Here is a 22,505-nt window from a genome sequence, read left to right on the forward strand (position 1 = left end):
TCATGAAACAGCTATTTACTATACTTTTCAGCTTGTTTGCTACACTTGCCATTAATGCACAAATTGTAGTCATTGATCCCGGACACGGTTACGGAGCCACAACAAGTGACAACCCGGACGGCAGAACCGCAACAGAAATCGAAACGTCTTTAGAAGTTGGTTTGCGAACCCGAACGTTAATCCAGAATTCCTGTTCGGCCTGGACTGTGCAAATGACTAGAACGACTAATTTAAACAGTTGGATTTCGGTAACGCAACGCGCTACTATGGCCAACAACTGGAATGCTGACCGTTTATTGAGCATTCATTGTAACGCTGGCGGTGGAACAGGAACCGAAACTTTTTATTGTACTGATAGTGACACCAACACCACACCCGATATTGCCTTTGCTCAGAAAATTCAAAACGATATGGCTACGAATGGTTCATGGAACAACCGCAGATGTGTGGAAGACAACAGCTTTTTAGCCTATCATTTAGGAGTACTGAAATACTCTTCGGCAACGGCGTGCTTAAATGAAATTGGTTTTGTGGATACTGCGGATGCAACCAAACTGACTAGTTCAACTTGGCGGGATACCTTTGCCCTCTCCTATTTTAATTCTTTAAAATCCAACTTGGGAGTTACTTGTTCTGCACCAATTCCAGGAGCATTTACGTTGACAACAACTCCGGAATGCAGCGGAACAACCAGCCAAATCCGATTGAATTGGACGGCTTCAGCTAATGCAACTTCCTATGATATTTACAGAAACGGATCACTTTATGCAAGCAACATCACAGGAACCCAATTTCTGAACACTTACATAACAGTTGGAACAACTTATACTTACTACATCAAAGCAAAAAATGCAACCGGAACAACCAATAATTCTAACGGAACCTTGTCTGCCACGGCAATAACTTGTGCACCGGGCTCCTTTACCTTAACGGCAACGGCAACTTGCAGCGGATCGACAAGCGCAATCAATTTAACTTGGACGGCTTCCGCCAATGTAACGAGCTATGACATTTACCGCAATGGAAATCTCTACGCTTCAGATGTAACCGGAACAACCTTTCTGAATACTTATCTGATTACGGCCGGCACAACATATACTTATTACATGAAAGCAAAAAACAGTGCCGGTAACGTGAATAACTCAAACGGAACAAGATCGGTTACTGCCATCAGTTGTGCTAAAATGTCGGATGAGAATACTGTTCGTACCGAACCGCAATTATCTGTTTATCCTAATCCAGCCAATGATTTTATAACAATAACATTTGAAGGAGCAACATTTGAAAACTTCGATATTATGGTAATGGATACGAATGGAAAAATAATTTTATCCGAAAAGGTAACATCTGACAAACAAAGTAAAACAATCGATATCAGCAATTTTGCCAGCGGAATTTACTTTCTGAAAGCAAACATTGACGGTAAAGAGTATTTCAGGAAAATCATTAAAAAATAATTTTAAAAATCCGGGGTTAAAAAACTTCGGATTTTTTTTGCTTTTTTATTTTACAAATCGCCTGCTCATTCGTCATTCTTATGATAAAGCAAAAAAAATCAAAAATAAAAAAGTACCTTGTATTGCATAGTATTATTTTTTGCATTAGCTTTGTCCCCATCATCAATCAAAATTTAAATCAAATGAAAGTAAAAGCTATCATGTTTTGCTTATTGGCTTCTATAGCTAGTATGCAAGCGCAACAATCTGTTCCTTCAACAATTAACACTGCTGTTAAAATTGACGCCACAGGAACTTTAAGCGGGAAAATAATCGACAGTAAAACAAAGGATCCTTTACCTTATGCAACGATTACAGTAAAAGACGAGGACAAAGTAATTTCCGGAAGCCTTACAAACGAAAACGGAACATTCAACCTAAGCAATTTACCGCTAAAAAACTTAAAAATCGAAATTGCATTTATAGGGTATACAAAATTTGAAACCTCGGTAAACTTAACTAAGGAGGAAAAAAACATCAACTTAAAAACGGTTTCGCTAGAAGAAGAAGCAAAACAATTAAGTGAAGTGGTCATCACAAAAGACAAAACTGCCATTGTTCAAAAAATTGACAGAAAAGTTGTTACGGTTGGGAAAGATTTACAGGCAACAGGCGCAACTGCAGCGGAAATAATGAACAATATCCCAACGGTAAGCGTAGACCTGCAAAACAATACCGTAAGTTTAAGAGGCAATGAAAATGTAAAAATCCTTATCAACGGAAAGCCTTCTAACTTAACAGCGCTTCAGGCTTTACAACAAATACCATCCACATCCATCAAACAAATTGAATTGATTACAAATCCATCGGCCAAATATAATCCGGAAGGGATGAGCGGAATCATTAATATCGTTTTGAACAAAAATTCAATGCTCGGCTTTAATGGTAATGTAAATACAGGGGTGGTTTTTGGTATCGTTCCAAAATTTAACGGCTCACTTGACATGAATTATAAGGTTAATAAGTTCAATTTTTACAGCACTTATTCCTTAAATCATGGGAAAAATATAAACCAAGGAATTGTTCATTGGGACAATTATAACAGTGCTAACGATTATGATTTATCCTTTAAGATTACGGAATTCAACAAAGAGCATTTTACCAAATTAGGCACGGATTACTATATAAATGAAAAAAACACTTTATCATTTTACACGCTGCAAACCTTTAACAGCCCTGTTTTTAAATTTGAAAATGGTGTAAATTATTATGATTCAGCAACAACGGATCAGGCTCAAATTCAAAATTCTACCGGAAAATCAAAAAATCAAACCTATAATTTAGCCTACAAACATATTTTTGATAAAGAAGATAAAACATTAGACATCGAAGCCAACTACAATACGGACGAATCTCCAGAAAATAGTTTGTTTGTTGACGGAAACAATACTTTTCTACGAAAAAACAACGTCACAAAAGACGGGAAAAATTTTATTGGAAACATTGATTTTGTTAACCCGATAAACGAAACCACTAAGATCGAATTAGGCCTTGAAAGCCGATTTGATGAAACTTCAAATACCTTTTTTGTAAACGACAATTTTGATGCAGACTTCAATTTTGAACGAAATATTCAATCGGCTTATGGAAACTTTAGCAAGCAATACACAAAATGGAGTTATCAGGTAGGTTTACGACTGGAAAGCTACGATGTAAAAGGTACATTCAAAAAAACAGGATTTGCAAATGAAACTTTCAGCGATTATATTTTCACAGCTTACCCTTCCGCTTTCTTAACATACAATCCGTCTGAAAATAATTCTTTCAACTTTAACTATTCCAGAAGAGTTGACAGACCCAACATGCATCAGGTAAACAAAATCAGACAATGGAGCGCCTCTACTATTGAGCAAATAGGTAATTCTGAATTAAAACCTCAATTTACAAATTCAATAGAAGCCAACTATACCCGAAAACTGGAAAAAGGAAGCATTACTGCCGGAGCATTTGTCAGATTTATCAAAGACGAAATCAATCAGGTATTAACCAGCAACCCGTACGAGCCTACAAAACAATTAATGACCTTTACAAATTTTGATAAAAATCAGGAATATGGTTTGGAACTTTCCGGTAATTACGAATTTAAGAAGTGGTGGAATGTAAACTTTGGAATCGATAATTATTTCAACAATACAAAGGGAATCATAGAAAAAAGTGACGGTAATTTATATGAAGAAAAAATAAATGCAAACCTATTCAATTCAAGAATGAACCACACTTTTAAAGTTACCAAAAACTTCAGATTGATTTGGTTTACAATGTATTCCGGAGAACGACGCGGTTTACAATTTTCCAATAAAGATATGTGGAAAACCGATTTAGGAACACGATTGGATTTATTCGAAGGAAAAGGCTCTTTAAGTTTACGTGTTAATGACATTTTCAAAACCATGAAATCGCGTTTTTATTCAACCGAGCCGGCAAACATTAACGGTACATTCAAATGGGAAAGTCAAACGGTTAACATAAACTTCAGTTACCGATTTGGAAGCGGTAAAAACAAAGCACTTGACAGAAAACAAAGGGATACTAACGAAAAACAAGGTGGCGGAATGTTTTAAAAACAAAACCTAACCTATAAAAAAGAACCTGCTTTAATAAGCAGGTTCTTTTTTTAAATATATCGGATTAAATCTTGCGAATCGATATCGCTGTGGGAAGCATCGTAAACAGCTTTACCATCTTTGACTACAATAAGTTGCGGCGATTGATGCGTTACATCGAACAACGCGGCGATTTCATTGGAAACCGGTCGGAATTCCAATAAATCCAAAAAATAAGGCGTAATTTTGTCGTGAAAATCAAAGGTATTTTCAAACTGCTTCAAAGCCATTCTGCTGATACTGCAACGCGTGCTGTGCTTAAAGATAAGTATGGGCTTTTCAGTTGATTGTTTAACGATTTCCTCTAACTGATGTAATTCGTTTAAAGGTTCCCAATTCACTTTAGCTTCGGGTTTCTCACTACCGGATTCACCAAAAATAGTTTTAAAAAAGCTCATAGTTTGTCATAATTTCGGACATTTTGTCTTGATTTAATTTCCAAAACCATTGAAAATCAGTCATTTTGTCTTGATTTTATAGGTTGGAACACAAATTGTCTATTTGATTACAAAGCTAAACAAAAACAACAACAGACATACAGCATTTAACATTATGAACTTAAATAACTTAACAATTAAATCGCAAGAAGCTTTACAGCAAGCACAGCAAATTGCACAAGTCAACGGCCAACAGCAGTTGGAAAACGAGCACATCTTTAAAGGAATTTTAGAGGTGGACGAAAATGTTGCCCCTTTCATCTTAAAAAAACTGAATGTAAACGTAAACCTGTTCAAACAAATTCTCGACAGCACCATTCAGAGTTTCCCGAAAGTTTCGGGCGGCGAAATTATGCTTTCCCGTGAAGCCGGTACTGCCTTGAACGAAGCCAACATCATCGCTAAAAAAATGAACGACGAATACGTTTCGATTGAGCATTTAATTTTAGCCATTTTCAAATCGAAAAGCAAAGTTGCCCAAATATTAAAAGACCAAGGTGTAACTGAAAAAGGATTGGAAGCCGCGATTGCCGAAATCCGTAAAGGAGAACGCGTAACGTCCGCTTCTGCCGAAGAAACTTATAACGCTTTAAACAAATACGCAAAGAATTTAAATCAATTAGCGAACGATGGCAAACTCGATCCTGTAATCGGTCGTGATGAAGAAATCCGCCGTGTGTTGCAGATTTTATCCCGAAGAACTAAAAACAATCCGATGTTAATTGGTGAACCGGGAGTAGGTAAAACCGCCATCGCCGAAGGATTAGCACACAGAATCGTAGCTGGCGACGTTCCCGAAAACCTAAAAGACAAAGTCGTTTTCTCTTTGGATATGGGAGCCTTAATCGCCGGAGCAAAATACAAAGGAGAATTCGAAGAGCGTTTAAAATCCGTAGTAAAAGAAGTAACTTCCGCGGAAGGCGACATTGTACTTTTCATTGACGAGATCCACACTTTAGTGGGTGCCGGAGGTGGCGAAGGCGCTATGGACGCAGCAAACATTTTAAAACCAGCTCTAGCACGTGGTGAATTAAGAGCCATAGGAGCTACAACTTTAGACGAATATCAAAAGTATTTCGAAAAAGACAAAGCTTTAGAACGTCGTTTCCAAAAGGTTAATATTGACGAACCGGATACCGAAAGTGCCATTTCCATCTTACGCGGAATCAAAGAGAAATACGAAACGCACCATAAAGTACGAATCAAAGACGATGCAATTATTGCCGCGGTAGAATTGTCACAGCGTTATATCACCAATCGCTTCTTACCGGATAAAGCCATCGACTTAATGGACGAAGCCGCTTCGAAACTACGCATGGAAATCAACTCCAAACCGGAAGAGTTAGACGTTTTGGATCGAAAAATCATGCAGCTGGAAATTGAAATCGAAGCAATTAAGCGTGAAAATGACGAAAACAAACTAAAAGTTCTTGGTTTAGATTTAGCAAACCTAAAAGAAGAACGCAACGAAGTCTATACCCGTTGGAAATCAGAAAAAGATTTGGTAGACAACATCCAATCGGTGAAACAGCAAATTGAAGATTTCAAAGCTGAAGCCGAACGTGCCGAACGCGATGGCGATTACGGAAAAGTAGCCGAAATCCGTTACGGAAAAATCAAGGAAGCACAGGAAAAATTGGACGCATTGCAAAAACAGTTACAAGAAAATCAATCGGATAAATCGCTAATCAAAGAAGAAGTAACGCACGACGACATCGCCGAAGTTGTAGCCAAATGGACCGGAATTCCCGTTACCAAAATGCTGCAAAGCGAGCGCGAAAAGTTATTAAAACTCGAAGATGAGTTACACCGCAGAGTAGTCGGCCAGGAAGAAGCGATTCAGGCCATCAGTGATGCTGTTCGCAGAAGTCGCGCCGGATTACAGGACGTTAAAAAACCTATCGGTTCCTTCCTATTTCTGGGAACAACCGGGGTTGGTAAAACGGAATTGGCAAAAGCGCTGGCAGAATATCTGTTCGACGATGAAAACGCCATGACCCGAATTGACATGAGCGAATATCAGGAACGTCACAGCGTAAGCCGCTTGGTTGGTGCACCTCCGGGGTATGTGGGGTATGACGAAGGCGGTCAGCTTACCGAAGCCGTTCGAAGAAAACCGTATTCTGTGGTATTGCTTGATGAAATCGAGAAAGCGCATCCGGACACGTTCAACATCTTGTTACAGGTTTTGGACGAAGGACGTTTAACCGACAACAAAGGACGTTTGGCCGATTTTAAAAACACGATCATCATCATGACATCCAATATGGGAAGTCACATCATACAAGAGAAATTCGAAAACCTCAAGGGAGGAATCGAAGCGGCAACAGAAGCAGCAAAAGTTGAGGTGTTAAACTTGCTAAAACAAACGGTGCGTCCGGAATTCATCAACCGTATCGATGAAATCGTAATGTTCACACCGTTAACTGGTGACAACATTCGTGAAATCGTAGGCTTGCAACTGAAAAGCGTTATCAAAATGCTGGCACAACAGCACATTACAATGGACGCCACATCGGAAGCAATCGCCTACTTATCTGAAAAAGGATACGATCCGACTTTCGGAGCAAGACCGGTAAAACGAGTGATCCAGAAAGAAGTCTTAAATCAGCTTTCAAAGGAAATTCTCGCGGGAAAAATAACGACCGATAGCATCATCTTGCTGGATAGTTTTAACGGAGAATTGGTTTTTAGGAACCAGTCCCACAAAGAATAAAGTAATTAGTTTTTCCTATATGTAAAATTCATTTATTAGAGGTCATATAGGGAATCGCATTTATTTATTGGAGTTTGCTTTCGCAAACTTGTTGTTAGTAGCGATTTCATATTTTTTATTTTGGTTTTTGGTTATACCCGACTGGTTTTTAAAAAAATCAGTCGGGTATTTTTTTGGGAGCGAACGGTCAGTACCTTTTTGGATTCCATGCTCCTGCTGTCCGCTTTACAAGTTGCCGCTCCCATCAGGGCTAAACGGTTATGATTCGTACATAAAATCGTGCTTCAAAAACAAAACCATCAGATAAATAGCTGTATTTTAGCTGCACTTAATTTATTATAAGGCAATTACAATGGGAAATGAACTTTATGAAATTTCAACGGACAAATCAAAGATCGATGCAATAGCCGTTCACGATTTTTTGAGCAATCATTCCTATTGGTGCAAAGACATTCCGTTAACAACCGTAAAAACATCAATTGAAAACTCTTTATGTTTTGGTGTGTACGATAATGATAAACAAATCGGATTTGCCCGAGTAATAACCGATTATGCTACAATAGCTTACTTGGGTGATGTTTACATTTTAAGTAGCTATCGGGGAAAGGGCTTGTCTAAAAAACTCATGAAAACAATCATGTCCCATCCCGATTTACAAGGTTTGCGCCGTTGGATATTGCTCACTGCCGATGCTCATGAGTTGTACAAACAATTTGGCTGGAAAGAAATTCAACGACCGGAACGCTACATGGAATTGTTTAATCCGGAAGTTTATCTTTCAAATTCTTAGTAAAATCAATCTTTTTTCTATTTTTGAGCACCAAACCAAAAACCAAAAATGGAAGATTTTACCCTGAACGAGAAACTGAAACACCTTTTCTCCTTTCCAGTAATTGTCGCAGCTTTAGGCTATTTTGTAGATATTTACGATTTACTGCTTTTCGGAATCGTTCGTGTTCCGAGTTTAAAAGACATGAATTTAGATGTCGACACTGCCGGAACTTTAATTCTGAATTATCAGATGGTTGGCTTATTATTAGGCGGAATTTTATGGGGTGTTTTAGGTGATAAAAAAGGAAGACTTTCTGTTTTATTTGGCTCTATTCTGGTGTATTCGATAGCCAATATTGCCTGTGGATTTCTACCACAAATGCCGTTTGAAGACAAAACAAATGTTTATGCATTGTTACGTTTCATCGCGGGAATTGGTTTAGCCGGAGAATTAGGAGCTGGAATCACCTTAGTATCAGAATCCTTACCTAAACAATTACGAGCCATCGGAACTTCTATTGTTGCCGGTTTTGGTTTATTAGGAGCTGTAGTAGCGCAATTAACCGTTGAATTAGCCGGTGACTGGACTATCGCCTATTTCATTGGAGGAGGTTTAGGCTTACTGTTATTATTACTTCGGGTAAGCGTTGTGGAATCCGGAATTTATAACGACATCAAAGATTCAGAAACGATTCAAAAAGGAAACTTCTTTTCTTTCTTTACTAATTGGGATCGGTTTGTAAAATACATGAAATGTATCGCCATCGGCCTACCAACCTGGTTTTGTATCGGCATTTTAGCAATGATGGCCAATCAGTTTGCGCCGGTTATGGGTATTACAAACATAACACCGGGTAAAGCCATCATGTGGGCTTATGTTGGAATTTCAGCCGGAGATTTTGCCAGTGGTTTTATTTCGCATTGGCTGCATTCCCGAAAAAAAGCCATTTTATACATGATGTTGTTCACTATTATTGGTGTATTACTACTGCTTTTCTCAGGAAAAATGTCTGAAAACATGTACTATTTCTACTGTGCCTGGCTTGGTTTGGGAACCGGATATTGGGCAATGTTTGTAACCGTCGGATCTGAGCAGTTCGGAACAAATATAAGAAGTACTGCAACTACAACGATTCCTAACATGGTTCGTGGATTGGTTCCTGTCATGCTTTTGGCTTTTGATGGCTTAAAGATAAACAGCGGTGTTATTACAGCTGCTGCTATTGTTGGTTTTATTGCTTTTGCTTTAGGAATTTTTTCAACTCTTACTATAGAAGAAACCCATAATAGAGATTTAGACTTTACAGAATAGACAAGCCTTACTCCATATGAAAAAGTCCCGATGCAGTATCGGGACTTTTCTTTTGGATTAAAAATAACCCAGAAACTAAACACATATATTGTAACTAAAATTATTTTCTGATAAACATGTTGGTAAAATACATTTTCCCTTCTGCATTGGCTCGGATGGCAATTCCAAAGTGTGTATAATTCCCTTCAATGTTCGATTTGTGTGAGGCACTGTTCAACCAGGCCATCACAACCGATTGAGCCGTTGCATAGTTATATGCAACGTTCTCACCTACGGTTACTGCGCCTAAAGTCGCTTTTAAATTATCTTCTCTTTGGGCAAAAAGGGCGTGAGATAACGTATTGTTGGCAATCATATACTGATCGTGATCTTCCGAAACATTGGAAATATGATTGATTTTTTCAAGAGGATTTAAACCTTGGCTAACACGGTAATCGTTAATTAGTCTGGCAACTTCCAATTCGATGTCGCTATATGAATAATTGTTGTCTACAAGATAAGTGTCATTTACAGCTGAATCGGTTTCTTCATTACTTTCTGTAGAACATGAAGCAAAAGTTAGTAGTAAGCCAATGATCGAAATGGAGCGGATGATTGTTACTTTCATAAACTAAAAATTTAAATGTTAATGCTTGCTTCATTATCAATCTTATTTTTGTAACTAATTGATAACGAGACAAATGTACATTAAATTCGATTAACTGCAAATTAAATCGACGAACTACATTAAATTTTAACATTCAAATTTGAATTTTATGATTTTTAGGAATTTTAGACATAAAAAAACACCCAAAAGGGTGTTTTAAAAAACTTGCTTTTTATTTATATTCCTTTAATTACATCTCCTTTAGAAGTCAACACTACATTTTTAGTCTTTTTATCTTTTGATAATTTAAGATTGTACTGTTTTTTAACGATATCGCCATCTTCCTGAGCATAAAGATATTTATCCTTTTCAATTTTCCAGCCTGGGAAATTTTTATAAACACTATAAATCACAGGCATAGGTAAAAGCACATTATCATACTTTTCAATTACATGAGTTAGTTTTCCTTTTTCATTATAAGTGGCTACTAATGAGCCATCTTTAACTTTCATCGTTACAAGGTAATTATCATATCCCTCATAATCTTTACCCAATTCGTAAGCTATAAACGCTTCCTGCAAATTTCTGATTTTATCATCTTTGCTTTCGTATTCCGGCAAATAAACTGAAAAATCATCACCTGCACGTTTAATGACTATTTCGGGTAATTTTTTGGTTTCCATAGCTTCATCGCTGTCGGGAACATTTTTCGTATTCTCTTGGGCGTAAGATGTTATGGCAAACCCCAAAACAAATAAAAGTTTTGCTATTGATTTCATAATGTTCGATTTTGATTAATGAATGACTTTGAACTCGTAAAATGCTAACGTACAAGGCATACCTTTACTTCCCCTTTTTGTTACTAATCGGCACTAAGAATAAAACCCAGCATTAGAAAACTCGCAAAGACAAAAAAGACTTAACTATAAGAACTATAGTAGATTTGAATGGTTTGATAAAGGTACTTTATTTAAAAACACCTGATTGTTAAAATTATCCACATAAAATGTTATAATTTCTTAAGATATTTTTACCAAGGTATTCTTTATAAAAAAAGCTGTCAGTGACAGCTTAAACAGTTTTGTAAATTCTTTTTATAGGAATGACCACACCTTGTTTTAAAATGATACGCTCATCGGTTACACCCCAGATAGTTGTATCCACCATTTTTTTGGATTGATCATCTTCAAAATAAATTTTAATCTTTAAATGCTCTAAATTTCCCAAAGCCAATGCGCGGTTTAAATCATTTTTGCGCTGTAAAATAGCATCTTTATCATCATCTAAAACATCTTCTTCCGGAAATATCAAAGTGCTAATAAGCTCTTTATCAATTGTTTCATAAGTTGATTTCATGGTAATCAATATTAGTTAGTTAGTTTTTGGTCTTATAAATTTAATAATTTTTATAAAAATAACAGCATTAGAAATATTTTTTTAATTTTTTTCTTAAAAAGATTAATTTTACACAAACTGATTACCATGCTAACTTTTGATTTTTCCACTTTCCCGATTTTAGAAACCGAACGTTTACTATTGCGTCAAATCGTTAAAGATGATGCCAATGAAATGTTTATGCTACGTTCCAATCCGGAAATAATGAAGTACATCCCCCGTGAAATGCCTAAAAATCTCGATGACGCCGTTAAACACATCGAATTCATGCAGGGATTATTGGAAAATTGTGAGTGCATCAATTGGGCCATCTGCTTAAAGGAAGATAAAAAACTGATTGGCAATATCGGTTATTTCAGAATGCAGCCGGAAAATCACCGCGCGGAAATCGGTTATATGCTAAATTCGTCATTTCATGGAAAAGGTATCATGCAGGAAGCCTTGGACAGAATCATTAACTACGGTTTCAATGACATGAAATTACATTCCATTGAAGCTGTAACAGATCCCGAAAATTTTGCATCCTGGAAACTATTGGAGAAAAACGGTTTTATCCGCGAAGGTCATTTTAAAGAAGATTGTTACTGGCAGGGAAAATATCTTGACAGTTTTGTCTATTCGCTTTTAAACAAATAAAAAAGTCCGCTTCACAGCGGACTTTTAAATCGAAAAAACTATCTAATTAAAACTTCATTCCCACTCCCATTCCGATAATCCATGGATCAATATCCACTTCAGCAGGAATATTTAAACCCGGAGCAAGATTTGAAGCATCTACCGTAACATCTGTTTTCAAAAATAATCGTTTAACATCAGCATTGATAAAGAACTTGTCGGTTACCATCAGATCAAAACCAGCTTGAGCAGCGTAACCGAAAGCATTATCATAACTAACATCTTTTACCACATCACCCGCTTTAACATCATAAAAAATGGTATAATTCACACCTGCACCTATGTATGGCTTAAACACATTCTCGTTCGACTGATTAAAATGATACTGCACCGTTAGCGTTGGAGGCAGTAATCTGACAGAACCTAAATCAACATTATAGTTAGTTGGCCCGCCTATTGCCGAAATATCCGAACCTACCGTATTAACATCGTGCTGAGTAGTGCCTAAAATCAATTCGGCTGCGATGTTTTTGGTAAAATAATAGGTGAAATCCAATTCCGGTACCAAAGCGTTTGAGATATTCACATCACCGCCAATTGTCCCGATTGAGGCACTTTCATTCGGTACTACTCCGATTCCTCTTATGCGTACTTTCCATCTTGAAAAATCTGCTGATTTACTTTCTGCTTTCTCTTGCGAAAATCCGATATTGAAAAACGACATGACCAATAAGGCGAAAATTATTCTTTTCATTTTTATTTGATTTTAAATTATACCTCAAAAGTATCCTTCAAAAACCTCACAAATACTGATAAAAATCATAGACCAAAAAGTATTTTCCTATTATTTAGTTTTTACTTTTTCGTGAATTGTTTATACATTTGTCGTCCTATGCAAAAAACTGTCAACATATTAAACAAAAGAGCTAAATTCGATTACGAAATACTCGAAAAATACACGGCTGGAATCGTTTTAACCGGAACGGAAATCAAATCGATTCGTTTGGGAAAAGCCGGTATTGCTGAAAGTTTTTGCGAATTCCACAACGGAGAACTTTTCGTAATCAATTCGCACATAGAGGAATACCTATACGGAACGCATTACAATCACAAAGCCAAAAGCGAACGCAAATTGCTTTTGAACCGTCGGGAATTAAAGAGCCTTGAAAAAAGTCTTCAGAACAAAGGATTGACCATCATTCCATTACGATTGTTTACCAATGAAAAAGGTCTGGCGAAACTAGACATCGCTTTATGCCGAGGTAAAAAAACCTACGACAAACGTGATACTATCAAAGACCGCGACAACAAGCGTGATCTGGACCGAATTAAAAAATCACATTAATTTTTATCTTCCAGAAGCGGAACGAAACGGAAATCTCCAAATTCGTGTTTCTCGAATTGGGTTTCGTTTTTACGGATAAGAAGCGTCATCACCTGAACATCTTCCCCAACAGGAATAACCAACCTGCCTCCTATTTTAAGCTGTGCCATTAAAGGTTGCGGTATAAACGGTGCTCCTGCCGTAACAATAATACTGTCAAACGGTGCATATGCCGGCAATCCTTTATAACCGTCTCCAAAAGCTAAATGTTTTGGTCGGATGTGCAGCTTTGGTAACAAAAGTGAAGTCGTTTTAAACAATTCGTTTTGCCTTTCAATGGAATATACTTTGGCACCCATCGTACACAAAACCGCCGTCTGATAACCCGACCCCGTACCGATTTCAAGAACCTTATCGTCTTTCTTTACCTGAAGTAATTCGGTTTGAAATGCGACAGTATACGGTTGAGAAATAGTTTGCCCTGCACCAATCGGGAACGGTTTGTCCTGATAGGCAAAATCTTCAAAACTCGAATTCAAAAACAAATGGCGCGGAATCTTTCGGATAGCTTCCAATACGTTTTTATCGGTAATTCCTTTTCTTTCCAAAAGGCTTACCAACTGATTTCGAAGTCCTTGATGTTTGGCTAAATCTCTCACGTTTTTGGCATATTTATTTCTGTAAAATTAGGTTTAAAAATCCCAAAAATCAAATCCAAAACTCCAAAAAATACATTCATTTTCTAATTTGGAATTTGGAATTTTAAAAGTTGGGATTTACTATTTTTAATTTTACATTTGTTAAAAATAGTTTTTATGCTAAAAGTAGGCGTTTTGGGTGCCGGGCACCTTGGAAAAATACATTTGCGATTACTACAACAATCTGAAAAATATGAATTAGTAGGTTTTTATGATGAAAATCAAGAGTATGCCGAAAAAATAGCTAAAGAATTCGGGTACCAACGATTCGACACCATAGCTAAATTAATTCATGCTGTGGATGTAATTGATATCGTTACTCCTACGCTTTCTCATTATAAATGTGCAAAAGTTGCTATCAAATCCGGTAAACACGTTTTTATTGAAAAACCCATTTCCACTACTGTTGAAGAAGCCGAAGAAATTATTGCTTTAGCCAAAGAATACACCGTAAAAGGACAAGTGGGCCACGTAGAAAGATTTAATCCTGCTTTTAAAGCTGTGAAGGATAAAATTGAAAATCCGATGTTTATCGAAACGCATCGTTTGGCAGAGTTCAACCCACGCGGTACCGATGTTCCTGTAGTTCTGGATTTGATGATCCATGACATTGATGCAATTTTAAGCGTTGTACAATCGAAAGTAAAAAGCGTGAATGCCAGTGGTGTTGCGGTAATCAGTGATTCTCCGGATATTGCCAATGCGCGTTTGGAATTTGAAAACGGTTGTGTGGCCAACATTACTTCCAGCCGAATTTCGATGAAGAACATGCGCAAATCGCGTTTCTTCCAGAAAGATGCTTACATCTCTGTTGATTATCTTGACAAGGTTTGCGAAGTGGTAAAAATGAAAGATGCACCTGAAGTTCCGGGCGATTTCGACATGATTTTACAGAATGCGGAAGGCGTAAAAAAGCAAATCTATTACGATAATCCACATGTTGAACCCAACAATGCCATCTTAGACGAATTAGAAACATTTGCCGATGCCATCAACAATAACACAACTCCTGTGGTAACGTTAGAACAAGCAACCGAAGCTTTACGTGTTGCTTATCAGATTATCGACTGCATGGAGAAAAAATAATTATTTAATCTTTAAATTATTAAATCTTACAATACTAAAATGAAAAACATAGCTGTAATCGGATCAGGAACCATGGGTAACGGGATTGCTCACACTTTTGCACAATCAGGTTTCACCGTAAAATTGATTGATATTTCAGAAAAAGCCTTGGAAAAAGGAATGGCGACTATTGCTGCCAACCTTGATCGTATGGTAGCCAAAGGAACGATTTCCGAAGAAGATAAACACAAAACCATCGGAAACATCATTACTTATACTGACGTGAAAGACGGTGTTGTTGGATGTGATTTAGTGGTGGAAGCTGCTACTGAAAACGTAACGTTAAAACTGAACATCTTCAAACAATTAAGTGAAGTTTGTGACCATAATGTAATCTTAGCAACGAACACGTCTTCTATTTCAATCACTCAGATTGCAGCACAAGTGGTTCATCCGGAACGCGTTATCGGAATGCACTTTATGAATCCCGTGCCTATTATGAAATTGGTAGAAATCATCCGTGGATACAATACTACAGATGAAGTTACTAAAATCATCATGGATTTATCGGTAAAATTAGGAAAAACGCCAACCGAAGTAAACGATTATCCAGGTTTCGTGGCCAACAGAATCCTAATGCCGATGATCAACGAATCCATCGAAACCTTATACAACGGAGTGGCCGGTGTAGAAGAAATCGACACGGTCATGAAATTAGGAATGGCACATCCGATGGGACCTCTTCAATTAGCAGATTTCATTGGTCTTGACGTATGTTTATCCATCTTAAACGTAATGTACGACGGTTTCAAAAACCCTAAATATGCTCCATGTCCATTATTAGTGAATATGGTTATGGCCGGTAAATTAGGCGTGAAATCCGGAGAAGGTTTCTATGATTATTCGGAAAGCAAAAAAGCAGAGAAAGTTTCTAAACAATTTTCAAAATAAAGAGTAATTGGTAATTAGTGATTAGTCGTTCGTAGTAAAAATTACTCGCTAATCACTAATTACTAGTCACTAGAAACTTAAATATGGCTCAAATCATTCCATTCAAAGCAGTTCGCCCAACGGCAGACAAAGTAAGTCTTGTTACTTCGCGTTCCTACGACGATTACGGAGCGACGGAACTTGCTGCCTATCTGGAATTTAACCCGTTTTCGTTTTTACATATCCTGAATCCGGCGTATGTGAACCAACAGAAAATTGGTTTTGATAAAAGATTCAGAGCCGTTGCCCATAAATACGAAGATTTCAAAAAAGACGGCATTCTCATACAAGAAGACAAGGCCGTTTTCTATCTTTATGAAATCCAGTCTAAAAACCACACCTTTACAGGAATTTTAGCAGGAACTTCTGTAGAAGATTATCAGAACAATGTCATCAAAAAGCACGAAGATACGTTACAATACCGTGTGGAATTGTTCAAAGATTATCTGCATCAGACTGGTTTCAATACAGAACCGGTTCTGATTACCTACAGAGATGATTCCGATTTAACCCATTGGATTTCAAACAAAAAAAAGGCAAGACCGATTTACGAATTTTCTACAACCAACAAAGAAAAACATACACTTTGGACCATTGAGAGTGAAGACGAAATCAATTGGCTGAAGCATAAATTTGAAACCATTGGCGATTTATATATTGCTGATGGGCATCATCGTTCGGCATCTTCTGAATTATTGTACGAAGAAGACAAGCACTTAGGCAATGAAAACCTGAATTACTTTATGAGTTTTCTAATCGCGGATTCTAACGTAAAAATCTACGAATACAACCGAATCATCAGTGATTTGAACGGTCATTCCAAAGAGGATTTCATTAAAAAAGTGGCTGAAAATTACGTTATCAAAACTAAAAAACAAGAATTGTGGAAACCAAAACACAAATTCGAATTTGGCATGTATTTCGATGGTGAATTTTATGCGTTACGATTGAAAGAAGAAAAATTTCAATTCGATAATGTATTGTCGAAACTGGATGCACAAATCCTGTATGATACTGTTTTGAAACCAATTTTAGGTATTGAAGATTTACGTACTGACGACCGAATTGCATACATACCGGGTACAAAATCCATTACTTCCATTAAAGAATTGGTGGACAATGGTGAATACGAAGTAGGTTTCATGCTCTACCCTATTGATATTGAAGAAATCAAATCGATTGCCAACGAAAATTTAATCATGCCACCAAAAAGCACCTACATTGAACCTAAATTTCGCAGTGGTTTAGTGGTGTATGAGTTATGATTGAAAGATTGAAAAAATTAAATGGTTAATACAGTACACGCAATCATGAAAAATAAGATTTCTCAACGATTCATAATGCTGATACCTGCGTTATGGGCTGCACTGTTTGATATAACCATTACTATCGTTTATCAACCGGAAAGTTATTGGAGCGGGAATTTGCAAGATGCGAACGAAGCAAATCCGATCGGTGCACTCTTTATGAAAAATCATGTTTCCGGTTTTTTCATAATTTCTGTTTTATGGATAGGAATCATTGTTTTGGCAGGAAAATATCTTCCAAAAAAATGGCTGACGTTTTTCTCTCTTTTTGTATTGATTTGTCATACTTGGGGAGGCTCTAGCTGGATTATGAATATTTTAGGTTTTTGGCTGGTTTTGATTTACATCTGCATCAATTCCTATTTATTTCTTTATTGTCAAAATTTATATCACTCAAAACAATTAGTTAAACCTGATTCGTAATGTCTATACAAGAAAACCTTCAACAGATAAACTCAACACTTCCGAAACACGTAACACTCGTAGCCGTTTCCAAAACCAAACCCGTTAGCGATTTGATGGAAGCTTACAATGCCGGGCATCGTATTTTTGGAGAAAATTATGTTCAGGAATTAGTCGATAAACAACCGCAATTACCCAATAATGTCGCGTGGCATTTTATTGGGCATTTGCAAAGTAACAAAGTAAAATACATTGCGCCATTCGTGAGCTTAATTCATGGGGTTGACAGTTTGAAATTGTTACAGGAAATCGACAAACAAGCTTTAAAAAACAATCGTGTGATTGACTGTTTGCTTCAGGTTTATATTGCTGAAGAAGAAAGTAAATTCGGTTTAGACGAAAAGGAACTGAGCGAGATTGTGTCATCGGAAACATTTAAAAACCTGAAAAACATTCGAGTAATAGGCTTAATGGGAATGTCTACTTTTACAGATAATCAACAACAAATTGAAAAAGAATTTAAACATTTAAAACAGATTTTCGATAAATATCCAAATTTCACAACTCTTTCAATGGGAATGTCCGGCGATTATCCGTTAGCAATCAACTGCGGAAGCACAATGGTTCGCATAGGAAGTAGTATCTTTGGAGGAAGAAAATAAACAATTAGCGAAAATTAATTACAAACAAAGCTAATAGCCAAATACTAAAAGCCGACAGCAAAAAATGTACGCAATTCTCGACATAGAAACCACCGGAGGCCAATACAACGAAGAAGGTATTACGGAAATAGCCATCTATAAATTTGACGGTCACGAGGTTGTGGATCAGTTTATCAGTTTGGTAAATCCTGAAATTCCCATTCAGCCGTTTGTGGTAAAGCTAACTGGGATTAATAATGCCATGTTGCGTTCGGCTCCAAAATTCTATGAGGTAGCTAAGCGTATCGTGGAAATTACGGAAGGTTGTGTAATCGTAGCGCATAACGCTTCGTTTGATTATCGCATTTTGCAAACAGAATTCCGTCGTTTGGGCTTTGAATTTAAAAAACCAACGCTTTGTACCGTAGAACTTTCCAAAAAATTATTGCCCGGACATAAATCGTACAGTTTAGGAAAATTGGTTCGTGAATTGGGCATCCCAATGGCGGATCGTCATCGGGCTTCGGGAGATGCAATGGCAACAGTAAAGTTGTTCAAAATGCTACTTTCTAAAGATTTGGAAAAGGAAATCGTGAAAAGTTATGTAAAGACCGAAATCAAAGCTGGAATTTCACCAAAACTGATGGACTTAATTGATGGTGTTCCTTCCAAAACCGGGATATATTACATTCATCGGGAAGACGGAACGATTATCTATATCGGTAAAAGCAGTAACATTAAAAAACGTGTCAATCAGCATTTTACGGGAACTTCACGTAAAGCCAAAAAAATACAAAACGAAGTTTTTGCGGTAACTTACGAAGAAACCGGAAGCGAATTGATTGCACTGTTAAAAGAAAGCGAAGAAATTAAAATCAATAAACCGATTTACAACCGTTCACAACGCAAAACCATTTTTCCTTATGCGTTGTATGCGGAAAAAGACGCTCAGGGCTACCTTGCCTTAAAGCTTCATAAAACCGATGGCCGCAAAAAGGAAATCACTTCCTTTGCAACACTTCAGGAAGGGAAAGCTCTTTTGCATAAAATTACAGAAGAACATCAGTTTTGCCAGAAAGTAAATGGCTTGTACAATACTAAAAAAGAGTGTTTTCAGTACGATTTAAATCAATGTTTAGGCGCTTGTATTGGAAAAGAATCGCCGGAAGACTACAATAAACGCGTAACTTTTTTTCTGGAAAACAATCAGTTACACAACCAAAACATGGTTATTATTGATCGTGGACGAAGCATCGACGAGCGCAGTGCAGTTTTAGTGGAAAATGGTGTTTACAAAGGTTATTGCTTCTACGATTTGAATTATCAGATTAACAACATTGAGATTCTTAAAAACATTATCATTCCGATGCAAAACAATCGGGATTCACGCAATATTATCCAAAACTACATCCGAAAAAAGAAAGTACATAAAATCGTAAAGTTTTAAGTAAATTTGAATAATTCGCTGCCGGATGAGAGAACTTAAAAGCAAATACGATATAATACGTCAAAAACTGTACATTGTCATTTACGGTTCAAATACTTTTGCCGGAAGGTTGTTCGATTTAATTTTATTGGCGGTAATCCTGTTGAGTGTCCTTTTGGTAATGCTCGAATCGGTTGAAAAACTGGATGCTAAATACCATTCGTTTATCATTATTTCCGAATGGATTATCACGATTTCCTTTACCTTAGAATACATCCTGAGAATCATTTGCAATAGAAAACCACTGAACTATATTTTCAGTTTTTACGGAATCGTCGATCTGATTTCGATTTTACCGATGTACCTCTCTTTCTTCATTCCAGGATCTCGTATGTTATCAGTAATCAGAGCATTGCGATTATTGCGTTTGTTCGGAATATTGAATTTGGTGCATTTTACCGGTCAGGAATCCCAATTGAAATTAGCCATTAAAGCCAGCCGGACAAAAATCATCGTTTTCGTTTATTTCGTGCTGATTGTATCGATTTTATTAGGCGCAGTAATGTATGTAATCGAAGGAAAAGAAAGCGGTTTTACCAGCATACCCGTGAGCATATATTGGTGTATAGTTACTTTAACGACAGTTGGTTATGGCGATATTGCTCCGGTTACCACACTTGGACAAATCATCGCTTCCTGCATCATGATTATGGGTTACGGAATTATTGCAGTACCAACCGGAATTGTAACCGCAGAATTTGCAGCTGCCAACAGAAATAAATCTGGGGACGATAAAACCAGAACCTGTCCATCGTGTACCTCGATAATTTATAATGAAGAAGCCCGCTTTTGTTATCATTGCGGTGAAAAACTAACGAATGACTAACTTTCTTATTACCATCATCGGTCCGACCGCGATCGGAAAAACGGCTTTGAGCATTAAATTGGCGCAACACTTTGGCTGTGAGATTATTTCGTGCGACAGTCGTCAGTTCTTTAAAGAAATGAGAATCGGGACCGCTGTACCGAATACTGAAGAATTAAGTGCTGCCAAACATCATTTTATTCAACATATTTCTGTTTTTGACAGTTATTCCGTTGGTGATTTTGAAACAGAAGCCATTATCAAATTGAACGAACTTTTCAAGAAAAACAATGTTCAGATTATGGTGGGAGGCTCCGGCTTGTATGCCGATGCGGTTCTGAAAGGCTTTGATGATTTTCCGGATATTGACGCTTCCGTGCGCGAAGCCATCAATACAAAATACGATGAATTAGGGATTGGCTATCTGCAAAATACACTACAGGAATTAGATTCTGTTTATTATCAAAAAATACTTTCTGAAAACCCGCAGACATTACAAAATCCACAACGAATGAAACGTTTTGTGGAAGTTTGTTTGGGAACCGGAAAGCCGTATTCTTCCTTTATCGGATTACGAAAAAACCAACGCAATTTTACTCCTATTGTGATCGGTTTGGAAGCTGAAAGGGAAAAAATGTACGAACGGATCAATCTTCGTGTCGATTTAATGATGAAAGAAGGTTTACTTGATGAAGCAAAATCTGTTTATCCTAATAAAAATCTTAATGCCTTACAAACAGTTGGTTATCGAGAATTATTTGATTATTTTGACGGAAAAACAACTTTGGATTTTGCAGTGGAAGAAATCAAGAAAAACACAAGACGGTTTGCCAAGCGCCAAATTACCTGGTTTAAACGAACGGAAGATGCAAAATGGTTCGATTATCAAGCCGATTTCTCCGAAATAGTAAAATATACAGAATCACAATTTTCTAAGTAAACATATGAAACTTAAATACATCACCGCATTTTTATTTTGTATGGCACTATTAACTGGCTTCAAAAAAGATTCGGGTGACTGCGATTATACAAAAACGTACTATCAACTAATTTATCAGGCAGAAATACATTATTTAAATGATGAATTCTCAGAAGCCTATAATTTGATTAAGGAAGCCGAAAAGAATTGCAAGCTGTTAAACCAAACAGCAATTGGTGAGCCTAGAATGATGGCGGAATGCTGTATGAAATTAGGAAAAAAGAAGGAAGCTATCCTCTATTTGCAATTGTATTTAGATTACGGAATGAAGATGAATTATATCGAAAACAATTCTTCTTTTGAAACATTGAAAAAAGAGCCACAATGGAAAGACTTGATTACTTATTCCATAAAAGCCAATAATGAATTTGAGAAAAACGTTAATAAAGAATTGCGCGCAGAAATTATCAAAATATGTAACAAAGATCAGGCTGTCAGACAAAAACCAGTAAACTGGCAAATCGTAAAACGGACCGACAGTTTACATGAAGTTCGTATCAAAGAAATTTTTAAAGAGTATGGTTTTCCAAATCCTACCTTAATCGGCAATCATGTCTTTGAAGAAAGAACAGAAATCACTGCTTTACTGATGCATTTTGAAGACACCACCTATTTCAAACCGGTTTTAAAAGATTTTATACGAAAAGGACAGGCACCACCAAGTTTGTTAGCCAATATGATCGACAGTAGATTACGATTCGCGGGTTTATATTCTTATGGGGCTTATGAAAACGTTGATTCTACTCAAATTAAAGATTTTCATAAAATCGATGAACGAAGAATTGCTATTGGAATGAGTCCGTACAAAATGCATAAAAAAAAGATGGATTTACTACGAAAAAAATATCCTATCCTTAACGCTAATTAACCACTCATA

22 protein-coding genes are annotated in these 22,505 nt (G+C 36.9%); 16 read left to right on the forward strand and 6 right to left on the reverse strand.

All coding sequences use genetic code 11. The features are described 5' to 3' along the window. Nucleotides 1-2 precede the first annotated feature (2 nt). Both ABGT15_RS05455 and ABGT15_RS05460 read left to right on the forward strand, forming a co-directional pair. A complete protein-coding gene (locus tag ABGT15_RS05455; RefSeq protein ID WP_367230403.1) occupies nt 3-1,457 on the forward strand; it encodes an N-acetylmuramoyl-L-alanine amidase in 1,455 nt (484 codons plus the stop codon). A gap of 182 nt (nt 1,458-1,639) precedes the next feature. Continuing rightward, nucleotides 1,640-4,057 carry a TonB-dependent receptor domain-containing protein gene (locus ABGT15_RS05460; protein ID WP_367230404.1) on the forward strand — a complete coding sequence of 806 codons (2,418 nt, stop codon included), beginning with the start codon at nt 1,640-1,642 and terminating at the stop codon, nt 4,055-4,057. Nucleotides 4,058-4,110: 53 nt separating this feature from the next. Here the strand turns inward: ABGT15_RS05460 and ytxJ are convergent, their stop codons facing one another. Then, a complete protein-coding gene (gene ytxJ / locus ABGT15_RS05465; protein ID WP_367230405.1) occupies nt 4,111-4,497 on the reverse strand; it encodes a bacillithiol system redox-active protein YtxJ in 387 nt (128 codons plus the stop codon). A 154-nt stretch (nt 4,498-4,651) separates the two neighbouring features. On the opposite strand from ytxJ, the gene clpB reads away from it, so the two are divergent. The 3 genes from clpB to ABGT15_RS05480 all read left to right on the forward strand — a co-directional run bounded on the left by clpB (nt 4,652) and on the right by ABGT15_RS05480 (nt 9,335). Beyond that, nucleotides 4,652-7,252 (forward strand): ATP-dependent chaperone ClpB, encoded by a 2,601-nt coding sequence (gene clpB / locus ABGT15_RS05470; protein ID WP_367230406.1) that lies wholly within the window; start codon nt 4,652-4,654, stop codon nt 7,250-7,252. 352 nt (nt 7,253-7,604) lie between these two features. Continuing rightward, nucleotides 7,605-8,042, forward strand: coding sequence for a GNAT family N-acetyltransferase (locus ABGT15_RS05475; protein ID WP_367230407.1), 438 nt, complete (start codon nt 7,605-7,607; stop codon nt 8,040-8,042). Nucleotides 8,043-8,090: 48 nt separating this feature from the next. Continuing rightward, entirely contained in the window at nt 8,091-9,335 is a 1,245-nt protein-coding gene (locus tag ABGT15_RS05480; protein ID WP_367230408.1) for an MFS transporter, read from the forward strand. A 100-nt stretch (nt 9,336-9,435) separates the two neighbouring features. On the opposite strand, the gene ABGT15_RS05485 is transcribed toward ABGT15_RS05480, so the two are convergent. From ABGT15_RS05485 to ABGT15_RS05495, 3 genes are all read right to left on the reverse strand, one after another. After that, nucleotides 9,436-9,942, reverse strand: a complete 507-nt coding sequence (locus tag ABGT15_RS05485) for a CAP domain-containing protein (protein WP_367230409.1) — start codon at nt 9,940-9,942, stop codon at nt 9,436-9,438. A 215-nt stretch (nt 9,943-10,157) separates the two neighbouring features. Next, entirely contained in the window at nt 10,158-10,700 is a 543-nt protein-coding gene (locus ABGT15_RS05490) for a hypothetical protein (protein ID WP_367230410.1), read from the reverse strand. Nucleotides 10,701-10,992: 292 nt separating this feature from the next. Next, nucleotides 10,993-11,277 carry a hypothetical protein gene (locus tag ABGT15_RS05495; protein WP_367230411.1) on the reverse strand — a complete coding sequence of 95 codons (285 nt, stop codon included), beginning with the start codon at nt 11,275-11,277 and terminating at the stop codon, nt 10,993-10,995. Nucleotides 11,278-11,403: 126 nt separating this feature from the next. Between ABGT15_RS05495 and ABGT15_RS05500 the strand changes: the two genes are divergently transcribed. After that, nucleotides 11,404-11,952 carry a GNAT family N-acetyltransferase gene (locus ABGT15_RS05500; RefSeq protein ID WP_367230412.1) on the forward strand — a complete coding sequence of 183 codons (549 nt, stop codon included), beginning with the start codon at nt 11,404-11,406 and terminating at the stop codon, nt 11,950-11,952. 46 nt (nt 11,953-11,998) lie between these two features. On the opposite strand, the gene ABGT15_RS05505 is transcribed toward ABGT15_RS05500, so the two are convergent. Further along, nucleotides 11,999-12,685 carry an OmpW/AlkL family protein gene (locus ABGT15_RS05505; protein WP_367230413.1) on the reverse strand — a complete coding sequence of 229 codons (687 nt, stop codon included), beginning with the start codon at nt 12,683-12,685 and terminating at the stop codon, nt 11,999-12,001. A gap of 138 nt (nt 12,686-12,823) precedes the next feature. Between ABGT15_RS05505 and smpB the strand changes: the two genes are divergently transcribed. Next, complete coding sequence (gene smpB / locus ABGT15_RS05510) at nt 12,824-13,276, forward strand: SsrA-binding protein SmpB (protein WP_367230414.1); 453 nt, start codon at nt 12,824-12,826, stop codon at nt 13,274-13,276. Here the strand turns inward: smpB and ABGT15_RS05515 are convergent. Further along, complete coding sequence (locus tag ABGT15_RS05515; RefSeq protein WP_367230415.1) at nt 13,273-13,914, reverse strand: protein-L-isoaspartate(D-aspartate) O-methyltransferase; 642 nt, start codon at nt 13,912-13,914, stop codon at nt 13,273-13,275. The two genes, smpB and ABGT15_RS05515, sit on opposite strands and share 4 nt — an antisense overlap. Before the next feature lie 156 nt (nt 13,915-14,070). On the opposite strand from ABGT15_RS05515, the gene ABGT15_RS05520 reads away from it, so the two are divergent. From ABGT15_RS05520 to ABGT15_RS05560, 9 genes are all read left to right on the forward strand, one after another. Then, nucleotides 14,071-15,039 carry a Gfo/Idh/MocA family protein gene (locus tag ABGT15_RS05520; protein ID WP_367230416.1) on the forward strand — a complete coding sequence of 323 codons (969 nt, stop codon included), beginning with the start codon at nt 14,071-14,073 and terminating at the stop codon, nt 15,037-15,039. Nucleotides 15,040-15,078: 39 nt separating this feature from the next. Beyond that, the gene (locus ABGT15_RS05525) at nt 15,079-15,969 is read left to right on the forward strand and encodes a 3-hydroxyacyl-CoA dehydrogenase family protein (protein ID WP_367230417.1); all 891 of its coding nucleotides are present in this window, start codon (nt 15,079-15,081) and stop codon (nt 15,967-15,969) included. 83 nt (nt 15,970-16,052) lie between these two features. Continuing rightward, entirely contained in the window at nt 16,053-17,273 is a 1,221-nt protein-coding gene (locus ABGT15_RS05530; RefSeq protein WP_367230418.1) for a DUF1015 domain-containing protein, read from the forward strand. A 45-nt stretch (nt 17,274-17,318) separates the two neighbouring features. Next, on the forward strand, nt 17,319-17,738 hold the full coding sequence (locus ABGT15_RS05535) for a hypothetical protein (RefSeq protein ID WP_367230419.1): 420 nt from the start codon (nt 17,319-17,321) through the stop codon (nt 17,736-17,738). Next, entirely contained in the window at nt 17,738-18,379 is a 642-nt protein-coding gene (locus tag ABGT15_RS05540; protein WP_367230420.1) for a YggS family pyridoxal phosphate-dependent enzyme, read from the forward strand. The genes ABGT15_RS05535 and ABGT15_RS05540 overlap by 1 nt, the downstream gene beginning before the upstream one ends. A 64-nt stretch (nt 18,380-18,443) precedes the next feature. After that, nucleotides 18,444-19,805 (forward strand): exonuclease domain-containing protein, encoded by a 1,362-nt coding sequence (locus ABGT15_RS05545; protein ID WP_367230421.1) that lies wholly within the window; start codon nt 18,444-18,446, stop codon nt 19,803-19,805. 25 nt (nt 19,806-19,830) lie between these two features. Further along, nucleotides 19,831-20,670, forward strand: a complete 840-nt coding sequence (locus ABGT15_RS05550; protein WP_367230422.1) for an ion transporter — start codon at nt 19,831-19,833, stop codon at nt 20,668-20,670. Beyond that, complete coding sequence (gene miaA / locus ABGT15_RS05555) at nt 20,663-21,589, forward strand: tRNA (adenosine(37)-N6)-dimethylallyltransferase MiaA (protein ID WP_367230423.1); 927 nt, start codon at nt 20,663-20,665, stop codon at nt 21,587-21,589. Before ABGT15_RS05550 ends, miaA begins: the two co-directional genes overlap by 8 nt. 40 nt (nt 21,590-21,629) lie before the next feature. Further along, nucleotides 21,630-22,496 carry a CDC27 family protein gene (locus ABGT15_RS05560; protein ID WP_367230424.1) on the forward strand — a complete coding sequence of 289 codons (867 nt, stop codon included), beginning with the start codon at nt 21,630-21,632 and terminating at the stop codon, nt 22,494-22,496. Nucleotides 22,497-22,505 lie beyond the last annotated feature (9 nt).

The organism is Flavobacterium enshiense (genome assembly GCF_040750275.1).
In the GTDB taxonomy this organism is placed as follows: Bacteria; Bacteroidota; Bacteroidia; order Flavobacteriales; family Flavobacteriaceae; genus Flavobacterium; species Flavobacterium enshiense_B.